This is a genomic window from Cloacibacillus evryensis DSM 19522, assembly GCF_000585335.1.
Taxonomy (GTDB): domain Bacteria; phylum Synergistota; class Synergistia; order Synergistales; family Synergistaceae; genus Cloacibacillus; species Cloacibacillus evryensis.
Genome location: NZ_KK073872.1, coordinates 1168893 through 1191274 on the forward strand (window position 1 = coordinate 1168893; position 22382 = coordinate 1191274).

General features: G+C 56.8%; 17 protein-coding genes and 1 tRNA gene. 5 read left to right on the forward strand and 13 right to left on the reverse strand.

Features of this window, described 5'->3' with window-relative positions; genetic code table 11:
- Positions 1 to 61: 61 nt before the first annotated feature.
- The gene (locus CLOEV_RS05130) at positions 62 to 1054 is read right to left on the reverse strand and encodes an NAD(P)H-dependent glycerol-3-phosphate dehydrogenase (protein WP_323398513.1); all 993 of its coding nucleotides are present in this window, start codon (positions 1052 to 1054) and stop codon (positions 62 to 64) included.
- A 52-nt stretch (positions 1055 to 1106) separates the two neighbouring features.
- Positions 1107 to 1826 carry a formate dehydrogenase accessory sulfurtransferase FdhD gene (locus CLOEV_RS15840; protein WP_051484901.1) on the reverse strand — a complete coding sequence of 240 codons (720 nt, stop codon included), beginning with the start codon at positions 1824 to 1826 and terminating at the stop codon, positions 1107 to 1109.
- 123 nt (positions 1827 to 1949) lie between these two features.
- On the opposite strand from CLOEV_RS15840, the gene CLOEV_RS05140 reads away from it, so the two are divergent.
- Both CLOEV_RS05140 and CLOEV_RS05145 read left to right on the forward strand, forming a co-directional pair.
- The gene (locus CLOEV_RS05140; protein WP_245591110.1) at positions 1950 to 2351 is read left to right on the forward strand and encodes a QueT transporter family protein; all 402 of its coding nucleotides are present in this window, start codon (positions 1950 to 1952) and stop codon (positions 2349 to 2351) included.
- A gap of 120 nt (positions 2352 to 2471) precedes the next feature.
- Entirely contained in the window at positions 2472 to 3368 is an 897-nt protein-coding gene (locus CLOEV_RS05145) for a proline iminopeptidase-family hydrolase (RefSeq protein ID WP_034442333.1), read from the forward strand.
- Between the two features lie 150 nt (positions 3369 to 3518).
- Here the strand turns inward: CLOEV_RS05145 and CLOEV_RS05150 are convergent, their stop codons facing one another.
- Both CLOEV_RS05150 and CLOEV_RS05155 read right to left on the reverse strand, forming a co-directional pair.
- Positions 3519 to 4607: a YkvI family membrane protein gene (locus CLOEV_RS05150; protein ID WP_034442337.1), complete on the reverse strand. Its 1089-nt coding sequence runs from the start codon at positions 4605 to 4607 to the stop codon at positions 3519 to 3521.
- A gap of 353 nt (positions 4608 to 4960) precedes the next feature.
- Positions 4961 to 6052, reverse strand: coding sequence for a YkvI family membrane protein (locus tag CLOEV_RS05155; protein ID WP_008711074.1), 1092 nt, complete (start codon positions 6050 to 6052; stop codon positions 4961 to 4963).
- Between the two features lie 382 nt (positions 6053 to 6434).
- Here CLOEV_RS05155 and CLOEV_RS15845 point away from each other — a divergent pair, with 382 nt between their 5' ends.
- Positions 6435 to 10796, forward strand: a complete 4362-nt coding sequence (locus CLOEV_RS15845) for a PAS domain S-box protein (RefSeq protein WP_051484902.1) — start codon at positions 6435 to 6437, stop codon at positions 10794 to 10796.
- 74 nt (positions 10797 to 10870) lie between these two features.
- Positions 10871 to 12028 carry a prephenate dehydratase gene (gene pheA / locus CLOEV_RS05165; protein ID WP_034442341.1) on the forward strand — a complete coding sequence of 386 codons (1158 nt, stop codon included), beginning with the start codon at positions 10871 to 10873 and terminating at the stop codon, positions 12026 to 12028.
- Here pheA and CLOEV_RS05170 read toward each other — a convergent pair.
- The 7 genes from CLOEV_RS05170 to CLOEV_RS05200 all read right to left on the reverse strand — a co-directional run bounded on the left by CLOEV_RS05170 (position 12025) and on the right by CLOEV_RS05200 (position 20113).
- The gene (locus CLOEV_RS05170) at positions 12025 to 13686 is read right to left on the reverse strand and encodes a prephenate dehydratase domain-containing protein (RefSeq protein WP_034442344.1); all 1662 of its coding nucleotides are present in this window, start codon (positions 13684 to 13686) and stop codon (positions 12025 to 12027) included. The genes pheA and CLOEV_RS05170 overlap by 4 nt on opposite strands.
- A gap of 5 nt (positions 13687 to 13691) precedes the next feature.
- Entirely contained in the window at positions 13692 to 14777 is a 1086-nt protein-coding gene (gene aroC / locus CLOEV_RS05175; RefSeq protein WP_008711082.1) for a chorismate synthase, read from the reverse strand.
- Positions 14774 to 16051, reverse strand: a complete 1278-nt coding sequence (gene aroA / locus CLOEV_RS05180) for a 3-phosphoshikimate 1-carboxyvinyltransferase (RefSeq protein ID WP_008711084.1) — start codon at positions 16049 to 16051, stop codon at positions 14774 to 14776. The genes aroC and aroA overlap by 4 nt, the downstream gene beginning before the upstream one ends.
- Positions 16048 to 16935, reverse strand: a complete 888-nt coding sequence (locus CLOEV_RS05185; protein ID WP_008711085.1) for a prephenate dehydrogenase — start codon at positions 16933 to 16935, stop codon at positions 16048 to 16050. The genes aroA and CLOEV_RS05185 overlap by 4 nt, the downstream gene beginning before the upstream one ends.
- A 364-nt stretch (positions 16936 to 17299) precedes the next feature.
- Positions 17300 to 17497 (reverse strand): sulfur carrier protein ThiS, encoded by a 198-nt coding sequence (thiS, locus tag CLOEV_RS05190; RefSeq protein WP_008711087.1) that lies wholly within the window; start codon positions 17495 to 17497, stop codon positions 17300 to 17302.
- A 21-nt stretch (positions 17498 to 17518) separates the two neighbouring features.
- Positions 17519 to 19705 (reverse strand): aldehyde ferredoxin oxidoreductase family protein, encoded by a 2187-nt coding sequence (locus tag CLOEV_RS05195; protein ID WP_084482185.1) that lies wholly within the window; start codon positions 19703 to 19705, stop codon positions 17519 to 17521.
- Between the two features lie 18 nt (positions 19706 to 19723).
- Positions 19724 to 20113: a 4Fe-4S binding protein gene (locus CLOEV_RS05200; RefSeq protein ID WP_232196887.1), complete on the reverse strand. Its 390-nt coding sequence runs from the start codon at positions 20111 to 20113 to the stop codon at positions 19724 to 19726.
- A 337-nt stretch (positions 20114 to 20450) separates the two neighbouring features.
- On the opposite strand from CLOEV_RS05200, the gene CLOEV_RS05205 reads away from it, so the two are divergent.
- Positions 20451 to 20537, forward strand: a tRNA-Leu gene (locus tag CLOEV_RS05205).
- 349 nt (positions 20538 to 20886) lie between these two features.
- Here the strand turns inward: CLOEV_RS05205 and CLOEV_RS15850 are convergent.
- Together CLOEV_RS15850 and CLOEV_RS15855 are read right to left on the reverse strand one after the other, a co-directional pair.
- Entirely contained in the window at positions 20887 to 21660 is a 774-nt protein-coding gene (locus CLOEV_RS15850; RefSeq protein ID WP_342667589.1) for an IS30 family transposase, read from the reverse strand.
- The gene (locus CLOEV_RS15855; RefSeq protein WP_169732197.1) at positions 21545 to 22204 is read right to left on the reverse strand and encodes a helix-turn-helix domain-containing protein; all 660 of its coding nucleotides are present in this window, start codon (positions 22202 to 22204) and stop codon (positions 21545 to 21547) included. Before CLOEV_RS15855 ends, CLOEV_RS15850 begins: the two co-directional genes overlap by 116 nt.
- Between the last annotated feature and the right edge of the window lie 178 nt (positions 22205 to 22382).

Sequence of the window (22382 nt, forward strand, 5' to 3'; positions counted from 1 at the left end):
GCCTGTCCGGTTACGCGTTAATAGTTGTCCCAAAAAGGGGGCGGGCTTTACGCGCGCCCTCTTATCTCATCTCCGACTTTACCGGCCTCGCAAACAGCTCTTTCAGCAGCGCTTTGGGGTCCTCGTTTTTATAAAGGACGCGGTAGACGGCATCGGCGAGCGGCATCTCGACGTTGAATTTTTTACTGTTCTCGATGACGGCGCGCACCGTGTATGCGCCCTCGGCGACCTGTCCAAGCTCGGCGACGGCCTCCTCCATGCTCATGCCGCTGCCGACGGCGAGTCCCAGGCGGAAGTTGCGCGAATGCATGCTGTAACAGGTGACCATGAGGTCGCCGACGCCGGCGAGCCCGGAAAGCGTGAGCGGAGAGGCGCCGAGCTTCGCGCCGAAGCGCATTATCTCGGCCAGTCCGCGCGAGGCGAGCGCCGCGAGTGCGTTGTCGCCGAGCTTGAGGGCCTTGGAGATGCCGGCCGCGATCGCATATATATTCTTTGTCGCGCCGCCGACCTCAAGGCCGATGACGTCCGTGCTGGTGTATACGCGGAAGTTTCCGCCGTTGAGCAGTTTCTGCCACGATTTTGCCTCTTCCTCATCTCCGGAGGCGAGGGCCACCGTCGTCGGGCAGTCAATGAGCACCTCTTCGGCGTGGCTCGGTCCGGACAGCGCCGAGTAGACCATCTGGGGGCAGAGCTCCCTGTGTACCTTGTGGAGCAGGTTTCCCGTCGATATTTCTATGCCTTTGGCCAGGTTCAGCATGTGCCCCGGCGCGGGGGCGAGCGCCGCGATCTTGCCGCAGACCTCGCGTTCGAACTGCGTCGGTATCGCCATGATGTACCTGTCCGAAAAGTCAAGGGATTCACGCAGTCCGGTGGTCGCCGAAATATTTACGGGCAACGCCGTGTCAAAGAAACAAAAATTGTTTCTGTGGCTGCCGTTTATCGTCTCGGCCTGTTTGCCGTCTATCGTCCACATCTTTACATTATGGCCCAGGGAGGCCAGGTGTACCGCCATGGCGGTACCGAAACTGCCAGCGCCAAGGATCGTTATGTTCAATGTAGTTCCTCCGTTCAGTATTCTCATGCCGCGTATGCCGCGCATTTTGTTATTATAGCTCTTTTTCCGCCAATTCGACCCGGCCGTCCGCGCTGTAAATGTTAAAGCCCCCGCCGCGCGCGAATCCGATCATCGTGATGTTTGCCGCGCGCGCCGCGGCGACGCCGTCCGCCGTCGGGGCGGAGACGCTCGCGATGAAGGGAATGCCGGCGTTTGCGGCCTTAAGGACCATGTCGCCCGGCATGCGTCCGGAGATGAAAAGCAGGGAGGCGGCGGGGTCAGCCCCTTCATACAGCAGCCAGCCGGCGGCTTTGTCCACGGCGTTGCGGCGGCCGACGTCCTCCGCCGAAAAAAGGGTCTCCCCTCTGTTTGACGATAGCAGCGCCACATGGAGGCAGCCTGTGCGGAGGTAGAGTTTTGCCTGCGCGAGCTCGGCGATCTTTTGCCGCACCAGCTCCGGACCGACTTGCCACTCGACGGACAGCGGCGCGGGTTTTAGCGGTACTCTCCGCCTTTTGAGCCTCACGCCGATGATGTTGCCGTTCACGGAGATATCTTCGATGTCGTCCGCCGACGATATCAGCCCGCGGCACTTCAGGTTCCCCGCCGCCCACAATTTTTCGCCGCCCCCGGTGATGACGGCCGCGTGGTCATACCTGCCGTCCACATAGAGGGATACCGTCTTTTCGGAGATCAGTTCGTCATCCGCCGCGGTTCCCGTTCCGTCCGGCCCGACCCGGATTATCTTTATTTGCCTGACCGCGCTCTCCATTCCGCCCGTCCCCCCTCTGTCTTTTGTAGTATAATACACCTCATGAAAAATAAAAGATTTTTTACCCCTCACGGAATCGCGTTGTCCGCTTTAATTGCCGCCCTTTACACCGGACTTACCTTTGTGCTGGCTCCCATATCCTTCGGCCCGGTGCAGTTCAGAGTTTCGGAGGCGCTGACGCTGCTGCCCTTCTGCCTCCCGGAAGCGGTGCCCGGGCTCTTTATCGGCTGTCTGATCTCAAACATGCTCGGCGGTTTCGGCATAATCGACATCGTCCTTGGCAGCGCGGCGACGCTGGCCGCCGCCTGGATCACCTCAAAGATGCCTAACGTCTGGCTGGCCGCCCTGCCGCCGGTCGTCATCAATGCCGTTGTGGTCGGAACCTATATCGCCATACTGTCCTCGACGCCGGTCGCTTGGTCGATCATCTACATCGGCGCGAGCCAGGCGGCCATTTGCTACGCTGTCGGAGTGCCCTTGATCTTATATGTAAAACGCTCCGGGGTCCTTGAAAAGTACAGATAAAACGACAGCGGTTCCTTTCTGATCGCCGTAGTTGAGCATACTTCCGCATTAATATTGTCAGAATATTGTGCTATAATTATCTCAGGTAAAGCAGTTGAATGAGATAAGGAGGCGATGATAATGGCTGTCAGTATGAAAACTGAATACATTGATGTTCCCGGAGGGTACCTATGCCTTAACGTCTACGGCGCGGAGAAAAATTCCAACATCCCCGTCCTTTACATCCATGGCGGGCCGGGCGGCAACATCGAATCTTTCCGGCCGATGGCGGAGAGAATCGCCGAGGACCGGACCGTGTATCTCTACAATCAGCTTGGCTGCGATGAAAACTCGCATACGGGCGAAGAATCGCTCTGGGTCCCCGAGCGGTATATCGAATCGCTGAACAGTATAATCGCCGCCATCGGAGTCCCTAAGCTGCACCTGATCGGACGTTCCTGGGGGGCCTATCTTGCCGCGGAACACGCCATACGTTCCCATAACTCTCCCGTCATCTCGATCACGATGATCAGCCCCCTTGTCAGTACGAAGATATGGATCGCCGACGCGAAACAGCGCCTCGCCGAACTTGGCGAAGACTGCCTTGAGGCGGTGGAGCAGTGTGAGCGCGAGCACCACTTCGACGGCCGCTATTATCAGGAGATCATCAAGAAGTACGACGACAACTTCCGTTACCGCCTATCGACCGTCACCAGGGCCGGTCACGCCGCGACCCCGCTCAAGCCGAAGACCGCCTCCGGTTTGAGGGTATACCGGCATATGTGGGGGCCGAGTGAATTTACCTGCGAGGGTGTCCTGAAGGATATCGACATCACCGGCAGCCTCTGCAAGATCAGGGTCGCGGTCCTGCTTATCTGCGGCGAGTTCGACCAGGTGCGGCAGCCGACCTGCGAATACTACCGTTCGCTGATCCCCGGTTCGAGGATGGCGGTCATCCCGGACTCCTCTCAGACCTCGTACCTGGAACAGCCGCACATCTTCTATTGGACGTTGCGGAACTTCTACGAGTGTTTCTAGGGAACCGCTGATTAATTCACTTTGTCATATAAAACCTGGCGCATCTAATCAGTAGCTCCCTAGGCGGCGGAGCATACAACGTATTAGAGATAAGGCGGCCGGCGGGATATCTTCCCCGCCGGCCGCCCGCAGTAGCTATGGAAATTGATCTTAGGCGGGCTTTCGCATATTTCGCGCCGTCTTCACGATCATAAAGAGTATCAGCAAGATCCCAACATAGCCGTTTATGCCGTAGATGATGTTGACTATGCGCTGGAAGGGGAGCAGCAGGCTGACGGCGCAGCCGGAGACGGCGAGCCCCGCGGTGAGCAGATATGATTTTCGTGTTTTTTCCGCCGAGAAACGGGCGGAGACCGACCAAAGGAGCGGCACGGAGGTGGTGTAAATGCCTCCCATGATGATAATGGAGAAGATCGTGGCGATGGGAGGATATATCCTCTCCGCGAGAATGAGCGAGGGGATGTCAGTCATCGCCACGGCGTCTATGTTGGCGAGCAGTCCGAGCATCATGATGACGATGCCGGCGACGAAGCCGGCCGCGCCGAGCGTCGTGCCGATGACGGCCTCTTTCGCCGAGTTCGCCTTCTGTCCCATTGCCGCGAGGAAGGCGGCGAGCCAAAGCATCGAGAAGCCGACGTAAGACATGCCGGATGTGAGCCAGTTTGTTCCGACCTTTGTCATTTCGACCTCCGCCGCTTCGATCATACGCGCTCCCTGAGCTATCCCATCCGGGTTTTTGAGAATGGCGGCGAAGCCGATGCCGATCGCGAACAATACGATCGCCGGCCCTATCGTACCGATCACGTCGACGATCCGACCCAGGCCGAAGGTGACGGTAAAGGCCGAAACAAAGGCCATCCCGACACAGCCGGCATATACGGGAAGCCCGTAGTACTGCGCGAGAGTCGCTCCGGCGCCGGCTACCATTACGATGTATGACATGTAGAGGAAGGCGATGGCGAAGTAGTCATAGAAGCCGCCGATATACCTGCCGCAGTAGTATCTGTAAATGTCGTTCGTGTTTGAAAAACGCTGGCGGAAACCGGTCGCGATAAAGTCCCCGCCGACATACACGAGGCAGATGAGCGTGAAGAGTCCAGCAAGAAGCCCCTTCATCCCGTAGGCCGTGAAGTATTGAAGTATCTCCTGTCCGGTCGCAAAACCGGAGCCGATAAGAAAGGCGACGAACGCCCCCGCGAATTTGATTACATTGGACCAACTGATCTTTTCTCCGCACACACTGCACCACTGTCCCTTCAAAATTAGTTACATTTTTCACAACTTGACTGCCAAAAAAATTTGGAGTTATATCCTTATTACGAGGTAAAATATTTCGTTGTCTTAGTTTATAAAATTAGCCCGTTGGTTCGGATTTGATCGTAGTCTAGCTTGGATATCTGCTGTTCACCCATCTTTATTAAGTATTCCTGCTTAACGGCGAATATTATAAGTGATAATGGCTCAAAAGTCTTTGTTTTTTAATATGCAAGCGACTAAAAAACTCCTTTTCCTTTGTGCGTTCACACAAAAGATGAGCGGCGAGCCAAGCCCGCCGCTCATCTTTGTATTTTTTGATATATCAGCCGTTGCTTTTATTTCGTGAACTTCTTCGTGATGCCGAAGCTCTTGGCGAGCATGAAGAATATCAGGAGTATCCCGACGTAGCCGTTCACGCCGTAGATTATATTGACGATCTGGCGGAAAGGCAGCTCGAGGGCTACAAAGCAGGCGATTGCCGCGAGTCCGGCGGTGAGGCCGTAGAATTTCGTCGTTTTCTCCTGGGCGAATCTTGCCGAAACAGACCAGAGAAGGGGAACGGCCGTCGTGTAGATGCCGGCAAGGATTATAACGGAGAAGATAGTGGCGAGAGGGGGCCATATCTTTTCGGCGATGATGAGCGAGGGAATGTCGGAGGTGTAAAGATCCTGCAGGCTTGAGAGAAGGCCGAGCATGAGGATCAGCGCGCCGATGACGAAGCCGATGGCGCCGATCGTAGTGCCAAGAACGGCCTCTTTCTTACTGTTGGCCTTTGTGCCCATCGCCGCGAGGAAGGCCGCGAGCCAGAGCATACAGAACCCGACATATGACGTTCCGGCCATGAACCAGTTGCTGCCGACCCTTGTGATATCGAGCTCTCCCGAGGTGATCAGCCGCGCGCCCTCGGCGATGCCGCCCGGGTTCGTCACGATGGCGGCAAGTCCGACGCCGATGGCGATGATGACGATCAACGGACCGATGGCGCCGATAACGTCGACTATCTTGCCGAGGCCGAAGACGACTGTGCCTACGGAGAGGACCATCATCAGGATGGCGCCCAGCACCGGTGAGATATGGTAATACTGGTTGACGGTCGCGCCGGCGCCGCCGAGCATGACGATATACGACATGAATATGAAGGCGATCGAGAAGTAGTCATAGAAGCCTCCGATATATTTGCCGCAGTAGTGGCGATAGATGTCGTTGGTATTTTTAAAATGCTCGTTGAAGCCCGAAACGATGAAGTCTCCGCCGACATAGACGAAGCATACCAGCACGAAGAGCCCGACCAGAAACCCTTCATAGCCGTAGGCGGCGAAGTACTGGAAGACTTCCTGCCCGGTCGCGAAACCGGCGCCTATGAGGAACGCGATAAACGCCCCTGCGAACTTCACCACATTAAGCCAGCTAACTTTGTTCCCACTCATAAGACAGCACGACCTTTCTTGGATGGATGTGAAATTTCTAACATCTGCACCATATCATAATTTTAGTCGATAGTAAAAAGGTAAATGAGTATCTGGAAAATTTTTATTCCTTATAACAATTATGACTCCCATTTCACAACTGAAAATTTATGCTTAAATATAAATGAAAAATTTAGGTTTTTCTCCCTTGCCGGGCAAGCGTCAGCGGTCATTTTTAAGGTGTGAAATATGCTTCATTATGATATTCATTGTTTTGCCATGGGGTCTTTGCTATACTTAACGAAATGCCGCCCGCGTAAAATAGCGGCAAATAGTTTGCGTGACGGGTGTTTTTCTCTGTTGTCAATGTGCTGGCCATACTATGAAAAAGGAGCCTATAGCGATGGACGGACAAAAAACTATCTCTCCGCTGGCATTGCTCGAACGTTTTTGCGTGAATGATTTTTGCAGAAGGGATGCCGAGGGATCGCTGGCCTGTCTCAGTAAGGATGTATACTGGTGCGGGACATCCTCTAACGAAGATATTCACAATATATGCGAGGCCCGGGCATATCTGGAAAGAGAGATAGCCTCCCGTCCCGCGCCGTATGAAATGGCCTTCAGCGGAGAGGACGAAGAGACTACTCCCGAGGGGGCGGGATGCGCCAGCGCGAAGCTGACGCTGACCGGAGAGGGGCGCTCCGCGGCCGGCCGCGTTTCGATCGCCTGTATCCCCGAAGATGGAACGGCGCGGATACGTTGTCTTCATATGTCGATGATCGACTCTTTTGAAAAGGAAGCCGCGGCCCCATCTTGGGGATATGCCGGCGAAGATGGGCCGAAGCCGCTTTATGACTTTGTGAACAGCTCGCTGCACGGAGGAATGCTTGGCGGTTATCTTGACGAGCCGGATATGCCGTTCTATTTTATAAACGAACAGTTGTTAAATTATTTGGGGTACGAGCGCAGGGAAGAGTTTCTGGCGGCAACCGGCGGCAAGATCGCCAACCGCGTGCATCCGGATGAACGGGCGGCGGTGATGGGTTCGCTCTTCGCGCAAATGGAATCTTCCGATGAATATTTGCTGGCCCCTTATCGTATGCTGAAAAAGGACGGCGGTTTTATCTGGGTCACCGAAAACGGCAAGAGGATCACAGCCGGAGACGGGCGTCCGGCGGCGGTCTGCCTCTGTATCGACGTATCGGCGGTGGTCGAGGCGCAGGAGCGCCTCCGGCATGGCAAGAAAGAGATGGAGAATATCCTGAACTCCATCCCGGGGGGAGTCGCCATCTACAAAGTTTCAGACCGTTTCGACACGGTTTATTTTTCCGACGGCGTCCCGTCGCTTTCGGGCCATACGGTGGAAGAGTATCATGAGCTGATAAAGCGGGACGCGGCGGAAATGGTCTACGCCGCAGATACGGAGCGCGTCGTATCCGCCATCCGCGAAGGGCTGGCGAAGGATACGCCGATAGATATAACTTTCAGGAAAAGGCATACGAACGGGGCCCTGATCTGGGTGCACCTGCAGGGTAAAAAGATCGGGGAGTCAGACGGCTTTCCGCTGATGCACGCGGTTTTTCACAATATATCCAGGGAGACCGAGCTTTACCGCGACATCCTTAACGAGAACAACACGATCATCCAGGTCAGCGACCTTGAGACGAGGGAGGTGCTCTACGCCAACAGGGCCGCGGCCGAGTTTTCCGGCAACCCGGAGGGGGATTTTTCCGGCAGGCTCTGCTACGAGTTCATGATGCACCGGGATTCTCCCTGCTCTTTCTGTCACGTCCCGCAGCTGACGAAGGATAATTTTCTTGAGGCGGAACAGTACCTCGCGTCTAAAGACCGCTGGTATTCCGTGAAGGGAAAACTCATAGAGTGGAACGGGCGCAGCGCCGCCGTTGAATATGTCTCGGACATCACAGATTCCAAGCGGCTGCACCAGCGGCTTGAGACGGAGAAGTCTTCGCTGGAGAACATCATAAATTCCATCCCTTCGGGGATCTGCGTATACAGGCTTAACGGCGGCGTCGTCGAACTGGCAGCCGCCAATTCGACGATCGGCGACATGCTCGGGGTTACGCGGGAGGGGCTGAAAGATAATATTTCCGCGGACATCTTCCGTAATATTCACCCTGACGACGCGGCTCTGCTGAAGGAGAAGATGGCGGAGGCGCGCGGCGGGGCGCGCCGCATGGAATGCGCGTACCGGCTGCGCAGCAATGCGACGGGGGAGTACCGGTGGGTGTATCATTCCGCTAACTTTATTCCCGAACCGGACGGCAGCCAGACGGCCTATGTATGTTACACGGATATTTCCGCGCAGAAGGCGGCGGAGGATAAGCTCAAGCGGCAGGCGGAATATCTGCAGAGGCTCTATGACACGATGCCCTGCGGCATTTCTCAGTATTCCGTGAACGACCTTGGCGGTGCCAAACCGTACCATTATGTAAACCGCCGCGGGCGCGAGATATACGGCGTCAGCGAGGCGAATGAAGACAGGCTGGCCTACGCCCGCGTTCATCCCGACGACAGGGACGAATATACAAAGATGCTCAAAAATGTTATCGCGAACGGAGAAGCCAGTTCCTACGAGCTGCGTTTCATCCGCCGTGACGGAGGGATCTTCTGGATCAGCGGCATCATAGAACGGATAACGGATATTGCCGGCAACGATATATACCAGAGCGTCTACAACGATATCACCGAGCTCAAGGAGGCCCAACTGCGCGCGGAGGAGGAGTATCAGCTCCTCTCACGCCGTTATGACGAGGAACTTAACAACCTTAAAGACGTCTCCGGCGACCATGTCTCGATAATGCGCATAAACATTACTAAAGACGTCGTTGAGGATCTCGTCGACATCCATGACGGGAGTATCCCATTCCATTGCGGCATGTCCGCCGCCGAGATCGTGGAGAATATGGGCCCCTTCTTCGTCAGCGAGGAATCCAAGGCGGCGTTTTTGGATAAGATCGATTACGGCAACCTCATCAGGGAATTTGAACTCGGCAACAACCGTCTTACATTTGAACAGCCATTTATCGATCGCGAGGGCAATCTTCTCTGGATGGAGCTGCAGATCACTGTGAGGAAACACCCTGACAGCGGGGATCTCATCGCCTTCTTCTGCGAGAGGGATATCACGACCCGAAAGCAGCTCGCCGATACCTTTAAAATGGTCGTTGCGCAGGATTACGACGCCGTCATCCGCCTCGACGGAAAGCATAACCGGTATGAGCTCTTTGTCTCCGAGCCTTCGGAGGGAGAGCCTCCGGCCTGCGTAGCGAATGATTACCGGCGTGACATTGCCCTGTATGCCGAACGGTTCATCGTTCCCGAGGACCGCGAACGGGCGCTGCGCGAGATGGAATATGCTGATATCGTGCCGCGGCTGGAGAGACAGGATGTCTATCAGGTGCTCTTCGATACGCGGGACGCGTCGGGCGCGAGGTGCAGGAAATCGATAAAATATTCCTATATTGACAGGCAGAATCAGATCTTGCTGATGACGCGGCAGGATATAACCGACGCCGTGGCCGCCGAGAAGAGGGCTAAGGATGAGATCGCGGCGGCGCTTAAGCGCGCGGAGCTGGCGAGCCTTGCCAAAGGAGAGTTTCTCGCCCGCATGAGCCATGAGATGCGCACCCCGATGAACGCCATTATGGGCATGACGGCGCTCCTGCAGGACGTGCTGGGTGACCGCGAGGCGGAGGAGGACTACATCGGCAAGATAAATTCATCCAGCCGCTTTATGCTTGCCCTCATCAACGACGTCCTCGATATGGCGAAGATAGAAAGCGGCGAGTTTCTGCTGTACCCGTCGCGTTATGAATACAAAGAGTTTGCGGGCGCGATAGAGGCGATGATAGAGCCTCTGTGCCGGCGCAAGGGCGTAGAGTTCGTATTTGACGGCAACTGGCCCGCCGCGGCGGTATGGGTGGACAAGGTGCGCATCAACCAGATTTTCCTCAATCTTCTCTCGAACGCCGTAAAATTCACCCCCGCGGGCGGAAGGGTGGAGTACAGGATGCCCAGGGCTGACATACGCGGCGGACGTGTCTGCTGTGATTATATAATCAGGGATAACGGCATCGGCATGAGCAAAGAGTTCCAGACGCGTCTCTTTGAACCCTTCATGCAGGAGAACGCCGCCGCTGGCATCGGGAGCCGCGGCACGGGGCTCGGGCTTGCGATCGCCAAGAGCATCGTCGATAAAATGGGCGGCAGCCTCGACATTTGGAGCGAGGAGGGGAAGGGTACGGAGATCCGGCTGCATCTGGAACTGGATATCGCGAAGGACGCACCGGAGGCGGCGGCCGGGGGCGAGCGGGCCGACTGCGCGGGAGCGCTGAACGGACGCCGTGTGCTGATCGTGGAGGACCATCCGCTGAACACCGAGATCGCGAGGAAATTATTGGAAAAAAAGGGGATGCTGGTGACCGCCGCCGCAAACGGAGCGGCCGCCGTGGAGACCTTCGTCAATTCGCAAGAGGGCTGTTTTGACGCCGTGCTGATGGATATCTGCATGCCGGAGATGGACGGCCTGACGGCGACGAAAAAGATAAGGAAGCTGCCGCGCGCGGACGCGGAGAGCGTGCCGATAATCGCGATGACGGCGAACGCCTTTGACGACGACCGCCGGAAATCCGAAGCGGCGGGCATGAACGATCATTTGGCCAAGCCGATAGAGCCGGAGCTGTTATATTCGACGCTGGCAAAGGCCATATCGCTTTACGAAAAATCCCGGGCGGGGAAATGATTTACAGTATGAAATCCCGCCGGGTGTAGTCATCGTTGATGAAATAAAGGGAGAGAGAGCGGAGGTAAAGCAGCATGGACCATGACGAGCTGAAAAAAATACGAATAGAGATAGACCGGACCAACAGATCGCTGATCTCCCTGTTTGAACGCCGGATGGAACTTGTCCGGAGCGTCGCCGAGTATAAAAGGGAGCGCGGGCTTCCCGTCTATGACGCGGCGCGCGAAAAAGAGGTCATCGAACAATGTTCCGGCTGGGTGCGGGACCCCGAATACCGCGGCGGCTGTCTGTGGCTGATGGACAAGGTCATGGAGGCCAGCCGCCGTTACGAAAACGAAAAAATATCGGCTGAAGAGGGCGCGCGGCATCGCGCCGCCTCTGCCGGGACGCCCTATCGCAGAGTCGGCTATCAGGGGGTCCCCGGCTCATACAGCCACCAGGCGCTGCGCGGCTATTTCTCCGGACAGGAGGTCAGCGAATCCAGCTTCAAGCTCTTTGGCGACGTTGTCGCCGCCGTCGTCGGCGGCGAGGCGGACTGCGGCGTGCTGCCGATAGAGAATTCGTCCACCGGGGGGATACTTGAGGTCTATGATCTGCTGCGTAAGAACGACTGCCGCATCGTCGGCGAGAAGATCGTTAAGGTGGACCACAACCTCATGGCCGTAAAGGGAGCGAGGATGGAGGATATCAGGACGGTCTACTCTCATCCGCAGGGATTCAGCCAATGCGCGGAATTTTTTGGCGGACACCGCGAGTGGGAGCTGGTGCCGTACTTCAACACCGCCAGGAGCGCGAAGATGGTAAGCGAAGAAAAAGATATGACGAAAGCCGCCGTAGCGAGCAGGGAGGCCGCGGAGCTCTACGGCCTTGAGATACTCGCGCCGCGCATAAACTTCAACTCCCGCAATTACACCCGTTTCGTCATCATCGCCGCCGGCGACCGCCATGACGACGAGGCCGACAAAATAACCGTCGTCATCGGCCTCCGCCACGAACCGGGGTCGCTCTGCAAGGCGCTTGCCTGCTTTTACGACAACGGCCTGAACCTGACCAACATCGAATCACGTCCGATGGAGGGAGGCTCCTGGGAATATTTCTTCCACATGGACTTCAGCGGGCACCTGAAAGAGAAAAACGTTGCAAGAGCCGTCGCGGAGCTTAAAAAGAATACCAGCTACCTGAAGATACTCGGCAACTACCGCGCGGACAGGGGGCGGCAGCCGGCCTTTTAAGCCACACGGTAACCGCCTTTGAGAAGCTCTATTATCGAATCCAGCATGTTGACCGCCTGGCTGAGTTCACCGTCGTTGCGCACCTCATAGTCAGATACCTCCCGGTAGGTGGGCAGGCGGTCCGTGTAGAGTTTGAATATATGCTTCGGGTCGCCCGCGAGCAGCGGCCTGTTAGAGAGGTCTACGCTCGCCAAAATTTCCTCGACCGGCCGGTTGACGAAAAAGACGTAGCCGGTGCGCCGCAGCGCGCGCGCGTTTTCCTGGCGCATCATCGTGCCGCCTCCGGTGGATATGACCGCCCCGCCCAGACACGAGACCTCTTTGGCGATCTCCGTCTCGGCGTCGCGGAAGTATTTCTCCCCCTTTTTCGCGAATATCTCCGTGGTGCTCATGCCCTCCCGCTCTTCTATGAGGGCGTCGGTGTCGTAGTAGTCCATGCCGATCTGAAGCGCGAGCGCTTTGCCGACGGCGTTTTTGCCGCTGCCGGGCATTCCCACGAGGACGATGTTGCGGCGCTTGCTCTTATAGTTGCCCAGTACGCGCAGCGAGTCGCACTCCTGTTCCACCAGCGCGAGCGCCTTTTGCGTGTTGGCCTGCGCGAGATCTCCCGCGAAATCGGCGAAGAAGAGGTACTCGAAATCAGCGCCGCCTACCGGTACGGACTCTATCTTGGAGAGGTTCAGGTGGTAGTCGGCGAAGACGCCGAGCACGCGCTGGAGGGCCCCGGCGCGGTGGCGGACGGTGAATGCGATGCTGACCTTGTTGCAGCCGGGCGATATCTCAAATTTATTTGAGAGGATCACAAAACGCGTACAACTGCCTGGGTTGTCGCTTATGTAGGGGGCTATCACCTCGAGGCCGCTCATTTCGGCGGCGAACCCGGAGGTGATGACCGCACCGCGCGGCGAGCCCTCTTCCGCGACCTTCCTGACGCACTTTGCGGAGCTGAGGCTGGGGACGGCCTTTATCTCGGGGTGGTCCTCAAGAAAAGCCGTGCAGCGTGCCAGCACCTGCTCGTGCGCGTATATCTCCCTTATCTCCCCGATATCGGCTCCCCTGGGCGCGGCGAGGCAGTCGTCGAGGCGGACGTTCTGTTCTCCCGCTATGCAGAGGCCGTACTTGTTTATCAGCTCGCGAACTCCGGCCATCGCTCCCGCGGTGTTTGACTCAAGCGGCAGCACAGCGTAGTCCGCCGTGCCGTTTTTGACGGAGCGGCAGACCTTTTCGTAGGTGGCGGCGTTTCCGAATCGGGCCTCCCCGCCGAAGTATGCCTCGGCGGCCTCATGCCCGCGGGAGCCCTCGCATCCCCTGTAGATGACCTGGGGATTTTCCTTCCGGCGCGCGGCGGCGCGTATCATCTCCCGCAGCCACAGCCCCGTGATGTTGTCGCCGGTCACGACCTTGTGCTGCACGGCGCGGCTGTTTTCCAACATCATCCGCCAGAAGCGGCGGATGTACGGGATGTCGTCCTCGCGCTTTGCGAGCGAGACCACATGGTCGATGACGCTCTCCTCCTGCGCGGCGTCGGTGATCGGGATGTTGCGGTCCATCTTGTATTCGGCGATCGCGCGCGCGGCCTCAAGCCGCCTTTCGATCAGGGCCAGGATTTTTTCATCAAGTTCGCGTATCTCTTCTCTGTATTCCTTCAGCATCATCATTCTCCTTAAATGCAGCGAATGCCGTAAAGCTTCTGGACGGCTTCAAGCAGCGCCAGCGCGGCGGCGGCTTCGATCGCCGGTACGGCGCGGTGTACGATGCAGGGGTCGTGACGCCCGGGCACGACGAGCTTTGCGTCAGCGCGCCGTTCCATATCGACGGTATCCTGCTCGCGGGCTATCGAGGAGGTGGGGCGCAGCGCGGCGCGGAAAAGCAGCGGCGCGCCGGTCGAGATGCCGCCGCTGATGCCGCCGTTGTTGTTGCTCCTCATGACGACCCTGCCCTCTTTCATCTCCATAGGGTCGTTCGCCTCGCTCCCTCTCATCTCCGCGAAGGCGAATCCCGCCCCGAATTCGATCCCCTTCACTCCAGGGACCGCGAAACAGTTGCGCGAAATGAGGCTTTCCAGCGAATCGGCGCCGGGCTCTCCGATGCCAGCCTCAAGGCCGGTCGCGGCGCATTCGATGACGCCGCCGAGCGAATCACCGTTTCTCTTCGCTTCGGCGATCGCCTCGCGCATCCTCTCTCCCGCGCCCTCGTCAAGCACCGGAAGCTCCCTGTGCGCCGCCGCCCGCAGGAGGGATTCGCCGCCGCTCCGAAAAAGCGGGCTATCCTCAAGGCAGGTGTCTTTTATGCCGTTTATCGAGCAGATATGGGCTCCGACAAAGATCCCGCGGCGAGCCAGCAGCTGCTTGGCAACCGCCCCCGCGAAGACCAGCGGCGCGGTGAGCCGCCCCGAAAACTGGCCGCTGCCGCGCATGTCCGCGAAGCCGCCGTAGCGCGCCGCGGCGGTGTAGTCGGCGTGTCCCGGGCGCGGAAAACGTTTCAGCAGCGAATAGTCGCCTGATCTCGCGTCGGTGTTTCTTATCATCGCGCAGAGCGGAGCGCCGGTGGTGAAACCGTTGTAAACACCGCTCAGCACTTCGGGGGAGTCCGCCTCTTTACGGGCCGTCGAGAGGGCGTTTTTGCCGGGGGCCCGGCGTCCCATCTCAAATGCGATCTCCTCCATATTCAGCGCGGCGCCGGCCGGGACGTCCTCAAGCAGGACTCCGATCGCCGGTCCGTGGGATTCTCCAAAGATTGAAAACTTCATTGCCGCCCCTCCTTATCGATCATGAAACTGCCGCCCATCGCGCGGTATTCCTTCCAGAAATCGGGGGCGCTCTTTTTCACGCACTCCGCGTCGTCTATCGTAGTCTCCCCAACGCACGCCGAGGCGGCGACGGCCAGGCTCATCGCGACCCTGTGGTCGTTGTGCGCGGAAACCGCGCCGCCGCGCAGCTTTCCGCCTCCCGTAATGGTAAGCGAGTCCTCTCCCTCCCGTACTTCCGCGCCGAGGGCGGCGAGTTCCGCGGCCATCGCCGCGAGCCTGTCGCTCTCTTTTATGCGCAGCCGCGCCGCTCCCGTGAGCCGCGTTTCTCCCTCCGCGCAGGCGGCGAGAACGGAAAGAGCCGGAAAGAGGTCCGGCGTCTGCGAGACGTCGATCTCAGCGCCGCGCAGCTTTGAGCGCGCGACACAGAGCTTTTCTCCGCGCCATTCCACGGCGGCTCCCATACGGCGCGCCAGCTCTACTATCATCGCATCGCCCTGCAGACTGTCTTTTTTCAGCCCAGTCAGCTCCGCGCCGCCGCCGACGGCTCCCGCCGCGAGCCAGAAGGCGGCGTGGCTGAAATCGCCCTCGACGGTGACGGCGGCGGGAGCAAAACGCTGCCTTCCGGGAACATTCAGCGCGCGGCCGCCGTCATCCCAGGCCGCCTTTATGCCGAACCCGGCGAGCGCCGACAACGTCAGCTCTATATAACCTCTGCTCTCCGGCGGCGTCGTCACCACGATCCTGGAATCCCCGTCAAGCGCCGGCAGGGCAAAGAGCAGCCCCGAGGTGAACTGGCTTGATACGTCGCCGCGCACCTCGAAAACGCCCGGCCTCAGGCGGCCGCAGACCTCGATATAATCGTCGCTCCTGATGAAGTCGATGCCCCTCTCCGTGAAGATGCGTTCATACTCCGCCTGCGGGCGGCTCATCAGACGCCCCTGTCCCGTGAAACGCCGCCTTTTGCCGTCCAGCGCCAGCGGGATGATAAAGCGCAAGGTGCTCCCAGACTCTCCGCAGTCGAGCGGCTCGGCCTCCCGCGGCGGTTCTTTTTTAGGACCGGTCGTGAGCGTGTCTCCCGTCAGTTCCATTTCGCAGCCCAGCCCCCGCAGGACGCGGCAGGTCGCTGTAATATCCTCGCTGAGGCCGAGGGAGCGGACCTGCGAACCGCCTGCGAGCGCTGCGCAGATCGCCATTCGGTGCGACATGCTCTTGCTGGGCATTATCTTTATCGTCCCCGCCAGGGGCTTCGGCGTTATCGTTATGCCCTTCTTCACCTGACATCATCCTTTCCCGCTGACGAACAGGGCGCGTTCAGGTACTCCGCCTTGCGGCGCGTCGCGGCCGCGAGCGCCGCTTTGAGGCGTTCCCCGTCCCCCGACTCGATGATCTTCCTCAGCGCGGCGATATTCGCCTCAAGCTCTGTGAGAACGCCGCCGAGGGGCGCTCCGTTCATGATGAAAAGCTCGCTCCACATTTCGGGATTCAGAGTACCGACGCGCGTAAGATCGCGGAACGAGCCGCCCTCGAATCCTTTGCTTTCAAAGAGCAGTCCGCTGTTTAAGATGGCGGCCGCAAGCACATGCGCCATCTGGCTCGTATAGGCTATCATCCGGTCGTGCCTCTCCGGCGCAGTCTCGACGACGCGCGCCGCCCCCGCATAGGCGGCCATCTCTTTGATAAGCGATACCGCCGCCCGCGTATTTTCCTCGCCGGGAGTGATGATGAAATTGCATCCCGCGAAGAGCCCGCCGTCCGAAGAGGCGTAACCGGAGCTCTCGCGCCCCGCCATCGGGTGCGCTCCGAGGAACTCGGCGCCCGCCGGCATAGACCGCCGCGCTTCGGCGGCGACGGCGCCCTTGATGCCTGTAAGGTCGCTCCATACGGCGCCCTCTTTGGCGCAGCGGGCGAAATCTTGCAGAAATTTCAGCGCGGCGCGCGGATAGAGGGCAATCACGACAAGGTCGGCGTCGAGCGCATCACGCGCGTTGTCCTCATTCAGAATATAACCCTTGTCTATCACGCCGCTGTCCAGCGCCTTCGCAAGCACTTCGGCGTCAGTCTCGACGCCGCCGATCTCGGCCTCCCGCCAGCCGCGGAGGGCTTTCGCGAGTGAGGCTCCCATGAGCCCCAGTCCGGCGATGGTGATTTTGAACCCCATAAATACCGCCTCTTTTCGATTCTCGTCTTCCGTACAAAATAAAATCACCCGGGGCTTTCGCTCCGGGTGAGATATCGTCTAAGACGAATTTTATATATCACACAAAAGAGCTCAAACCATAGCAAACTGACTGAGGCTAAAATAATAGTCCCAGTTCCAGCATGTAAAGTAAAAAGACGAGCTCTTAAAGTTTATTGCCACAGACATTCTCCGTTCCCGCAAAAATCATTTCCCGTATATTTAACACCCGAAAATATATCTCTGTCAATCCCGTTGAGGGCTTTCCGCTGTGCGGCAGACAAAGTAAGGGCGGACACCCGAAAGCGCCCGCCCTTTGAAAACGCCGGAGCGTTCCAGGCGAAGTTTAGCCCCCGCTGATGTTGTGTATCACCTGCACATTGGCCCCGTCGCGGATCTTCGCCTCCGAATAGCGGCTCTTGTCGACAACGCTGTCGTCGACCCATACGGCGAGCATCTTGAAGGTAAAATTCTTCTCATCGAGAAGCTGCTGTACCGTGAGACCTTCTCTCCACGGCGACTGTTCTCCGTTGACGGTTATCATGCGCATTACTCTCCTTTAATATTAATCTTCAAATTCGTCCTCTGGCTTCAGGTGCTTTTCAAGCAGCGCCACTACGTCGGGATAGTCTATGCCAAGACGCCTTACCGTCGCAAGTGTCGGGATGCCGTTCTTATTCCAGCCGCGGCGCTTGTAGACGGCCATCTTGAGCATCTGCCACTGCTCGCGGCGGTGCTTCTGGAGCAGGTCGATCTTCTCTCTGACGGATAGCCCCTCGATATCGACGCTGAACTCCTTGAGCCTACCGTCGAAATATTCGGGGCGCGCGTTCCACTCGTCTTCCCACACGGGGCCGAGGCCGCGGTCGGGCGCTTCATGGTATTTCGACGTTCCCTTGCCCATGCGCAGGTTGAAGATGCGCTCGAAGTTATATACCTTCTCGGACTGCTCGATGAGGCCGTCGCGGGTCAGGTGCTTGCCGGTGATGGCCTCGAAAATGTCGAGATAGTTCTGCAGATGTTCGGGGACGCGCGCCGCCTCGATCCCCTTATACTTCATGCCGTTGTCGGCCGGTTCGATGTCGTTCCACGGTAGCTTGCAGAGCCCCTGCAGCGAGAACCAGAGACGGAAATTCGGGAAGAAGAAGAGGGCTTCGGCCTTATCTTCGTATGTCGGCAGCTGCTTGTTGACCATGTCCATGAAGATGAGCCACGCCTCGTCATGCTGCGGCCCCTTGAGCGTAAGGAAGTAGCCGCCCCACTGCGCGATCGATTCCTGGCAGCGGTATTCGGAAGCCTCCAGCCCCTGACAGACCATGCCGATCTTCATCATCTTTTTCATATCCGCGCCGTAATGCTCGGCAAAGTATTCGCGCGCGACCTCGATGCCCTTGCCGCAGGCGACGGCGAACTCGTCGCTGCCGTGCGCGATGCGGTGCAGCAGCTCCATGATGTCATGCTTGCTGCCGAAGTTGAGGTCGAGCCCGTGAGTGTTCTCCTTGTTGATCAGCCCCAGTTCGAAGCACTCGCAGACGAAGGCCATGCCGGTGCCGAGCGAGATAGTGTCAAGTCCGTAGTGGTCGGCGTAAAAGTTGGCCTCGATCGTCCACAGCGGATCGAAGATGCCGAGGTTTGAGCCGAGTCCCGCCGCCGTTTCGTATTCCGGCCCGTCGACGATGACCTCCTTGCCCTTCCACGGTCCGGTCTGCAGCGGGAAGTGGTCGACAGCCTTCGCGCAGGCGAGCGAACAGCCGTACCAGCAGCCGTCGGCCATGCCCTGAGTGAAGAGCTTGATGTAAGAGTTCGAGCTGATGTTGTCGATATCCTTGTGGCGGCCGAACTTATAATTGTTGACCGGCAGCAGCGTGTAGTCGTCCATTACCTCGGTAAGGTGCGCGGTGCCGGCCGAACGCATCTTGCACTGCTTGTCGTCGAGGTCGTGGATACGCTTGTGCAGGCTCGCGCCCGCGCGCTGGATCGTCTTGATGTCGACGGGATCGTTCTCAAGCCCCGTGAAATGAGTGCGCTTCACGACCAGCGCCACCACATTCTTGTCGCAGAGCACCGTGCCGCCGCCGCCGCGTCCGGCCTGCTTGAGGCGCACGGCCTTGCGGCGCACGTCGTAGAAGCTGAAATTCATGCCGGCCCAGTAGCTCGTGCGCGCGCCGATGCCGCTTGAAACTACCGAGATCGTATTCTTGTCCTTCTCGTCCTTCGCGAAATATTCGTGGAGATCCTCGGATACCGCGTAGGCGTTGATATCCTCGAGCGTAGATTCAAAAATCTGCACCTTATTATTGTCGCCGTCGATGAATACGACTACCGGACGGTCGGCCTTGCCCTGGAGCTCCATCGCGTCGAATCCCGAGAATTTGAGGAATGGCGCGAAATAGCCGCCGGCGTTGCTGTTATAGGTCTGCCTGGTGGCGGGGGAGAGGAACACCGAATAACATTTTCCCGCGCCGGGATACTGCGTGATGCCGCAGAAGGGGCCGCCGGCGATGACGATCTCGTTCTCGGGATCGTCCCACTTCGTCTTTTCATTTACCGCGTCCCACAGCAGCTTAAGCCCAAAGCCGCGGCCGCCGGTGAATTTTTCGATCATATCCTCGGAGACGGGGCGCTGTTCAAATTTATAATTGCCGTCCTTGTTGCCGAGGCCGATGTAAAGAGTCTCTTTTGAATAGCCGTGGTGTATCTTCGCCGGTTCAAAAGACCATTCCGCCAGAAGCTTCATTGGTGCGTTTGCCATGTCAATATCCTCCTCCTATTAAGCCTTTGCCGGTACGTTTACGAGCTCAAGCGCTCCCGTCGGGCACTTTCTCGCGCAGATGCCGCAGGCGATGCACTTGAAGGGCTCCGTCTGCTTGTCGCCGTCGAAGAACATCGAAGCCGACGGGCAGAACCCGACGCACATCAGGCAGGAAGTGCACTTGTCCTTGCGCACCTGCACCACGCCGTTGGCGTCGCGCTCAAGCGCCTGCGTCGGGCAGACGCCGATGCACGCGCCGCACTGCGTGCAGATATTGATATTGGCAAAGCCGGCCATATTGGCGACCTTGACCCTTGACAATTCCGGTGAATTTTCCTTGAAATATGCTTTCGAGCACGCCTCAATACATGCGCCGCACTGGACACATTTCTCAGCGTTGACTTGCATGATTTTCACACAAAATCCCTCCACTATATTCAATTTTTTTAAGACCGCCAAAAACCGAAGAGGCCTTTGACAATCTTCCCCAATATGAAAATTTTATCACAAACATCTCTTCTTTTGGGTGTTATTGCTCACTTTTGTTCACGAAGCGCCCCGCGGCTTTGCGGCGGAAAACCCTCTCCTCGGCGCCGCAAAATGATAAAATCGCCGTATCCTCGCGCTTTGAGTCGTTTTCACCCGGCCGCGGCAGCCAAATTTTATGAATCTTTGCCGGAAAACGCGATAAAGCCTTGCCAAATTCGTGGATTGTTGATAGAATTTCCTACGTTGTACCGAACGTGTCAGGGTGGCGGAACTGGTAGACGCGCTAGATTCAGGATCTAGTGGGCATTAGCTCATAGGGGTTCAATTCCCCTCCTTGACACCAACCTTATACAAACTAACGGCGTCTTATGACGCCGTTTTTTTTTTGTAATTAATTACGCGTCGATTGTAAAACTAAGCCCAAGTTTGCAAATGTAAACGCGATGAGCAGAGTCTTGCAAGATTAAGCGCGATTACGTTATCTTACAAGAAGTAATATATGAGCTGAGAACAAGTGCTGGGAGTAAGGATATGAGAAGCATCGCTTGCTTCTCATGCTCCTGAAGTAAAAAACGCGCCTAATTTGACACAAACCTATCTTACAAGGCGTATTTGAACAAAATTTGCATTGGTAAACGCGACCTGTTTTTACGGTTATAGGTATTGTTTTTCCGTCCGACCTGTACTATAGTTTACTTAGGTTGCTTACGGCTTATGAGACTTGGCGTAAGCAGCACGCTCTTTGCTTTAACAGCTTTGAGGCCGAGCTCTCGCAACAGCCCGGCGCTCTCAGCGCCATGGAGAAAGCTGAACATGTCGTAAGGCGTATGGCCGTTCAGCTTTTTCCTTGCATAAGAATTGATGTTGTTCATCATATCCGTGATGTCTTTTTGGGCAAGTCCTTCGAAGCTTATGCCCTTCGGCAGTATCCTGCGAATAAGTTCATGATTGTTTTCTATAGCGCCTTTCTGATATGAGGAGTACGGCTCGCAAAAGAAAATTTTCGTGCGTGATTCGCCTGAAGAGGTTTTTTCAAGCATCTCCGGATTTGAGAATTCGCTTCCATTATCGGTGAGGATGACGGGAAACAATTCGCGAAATTTCTCAAGGCCCAAAGACTCCGTCAGCGTGTCGAATATATTGACAACGCTCTGCGAGTCCTTGCCGTTCCTTAAATATGCCAGCATCATGCTTATTTCCACAAAGTGCATTGTAAGTATCGCGTGCTTTCCTCCTGCATCGACAACCGAGTCTATTTCGACAAGAGGAGTGTCCGGGTTTTCTTCCATGTACTTAAGAAACTCTTCGTGACCCCGCCCCTTGCGGTAAGCGGTATTGGTTTTAGTCCGCTTAACATACCTCTTCTTGTACTTTACCTGGCGGGGCAGATCCAGGCTGCATACACCGGATAGAACCCCCCTTTTCGACGTATGAATACAAAGTCCTCTGCGACGGTAAATTCGCAGTGTCAGAGGTCGTATGCAGGATATGATACAGTGACTGACCGCGCTTTATTAAAGGCACGATTGTCTTCGTCCAGCATTCCATATCTTCCTCATCTGCATTGATGCCCATGCGTGATTCGGAGAGTACGTTCAAAGAGGTCTGGTTTGCAATCCCTGCGTCATAAAAAGCTTTTTCAAGAGTGCAATGCTGTTTCTGCCGACATCCATAACAGACATACGGCGGCTTGGCAAGCTTGGCACACCTTTCCAGCTCATACTCGCCGCAGTGATCACGGCATCTGGCGCAGAACCGGCAATTCTTTCGTCTGCACTGTGGTGAGTCGCAAAGATTTGTTTTCCTGCAGTCGAACCTGTGGGCACAGTCGTTAAAGACGTTTCCCTGTGCGCCGCACTTCTTAAACTCACGATATTTTCTGACTTCATTTGCCACAGATGAAGGATGTTTGCCGATTGCTTCAGCTATTGTTTTAAAAGAGTCGCCTCTTTCCAGTCCCAATTGAATAGCTACCCTGTCGTTTCCGTTAATGTGTTTATACTGTTTCATCATAGTCGTCTCCATTCAGAGCCAGGTCGAACGAAACGGCTGTATAATACCGCCTATTGCGGAACTAAGCGTAAGATTGCTCCATTACGGACTGAAGAGATTTATTGCTGAACTAAGCCCGAGGTTGATTTTTCTCGACTCGCTCTTAGGTATGCAATTAACAGTAATTAATTACGTC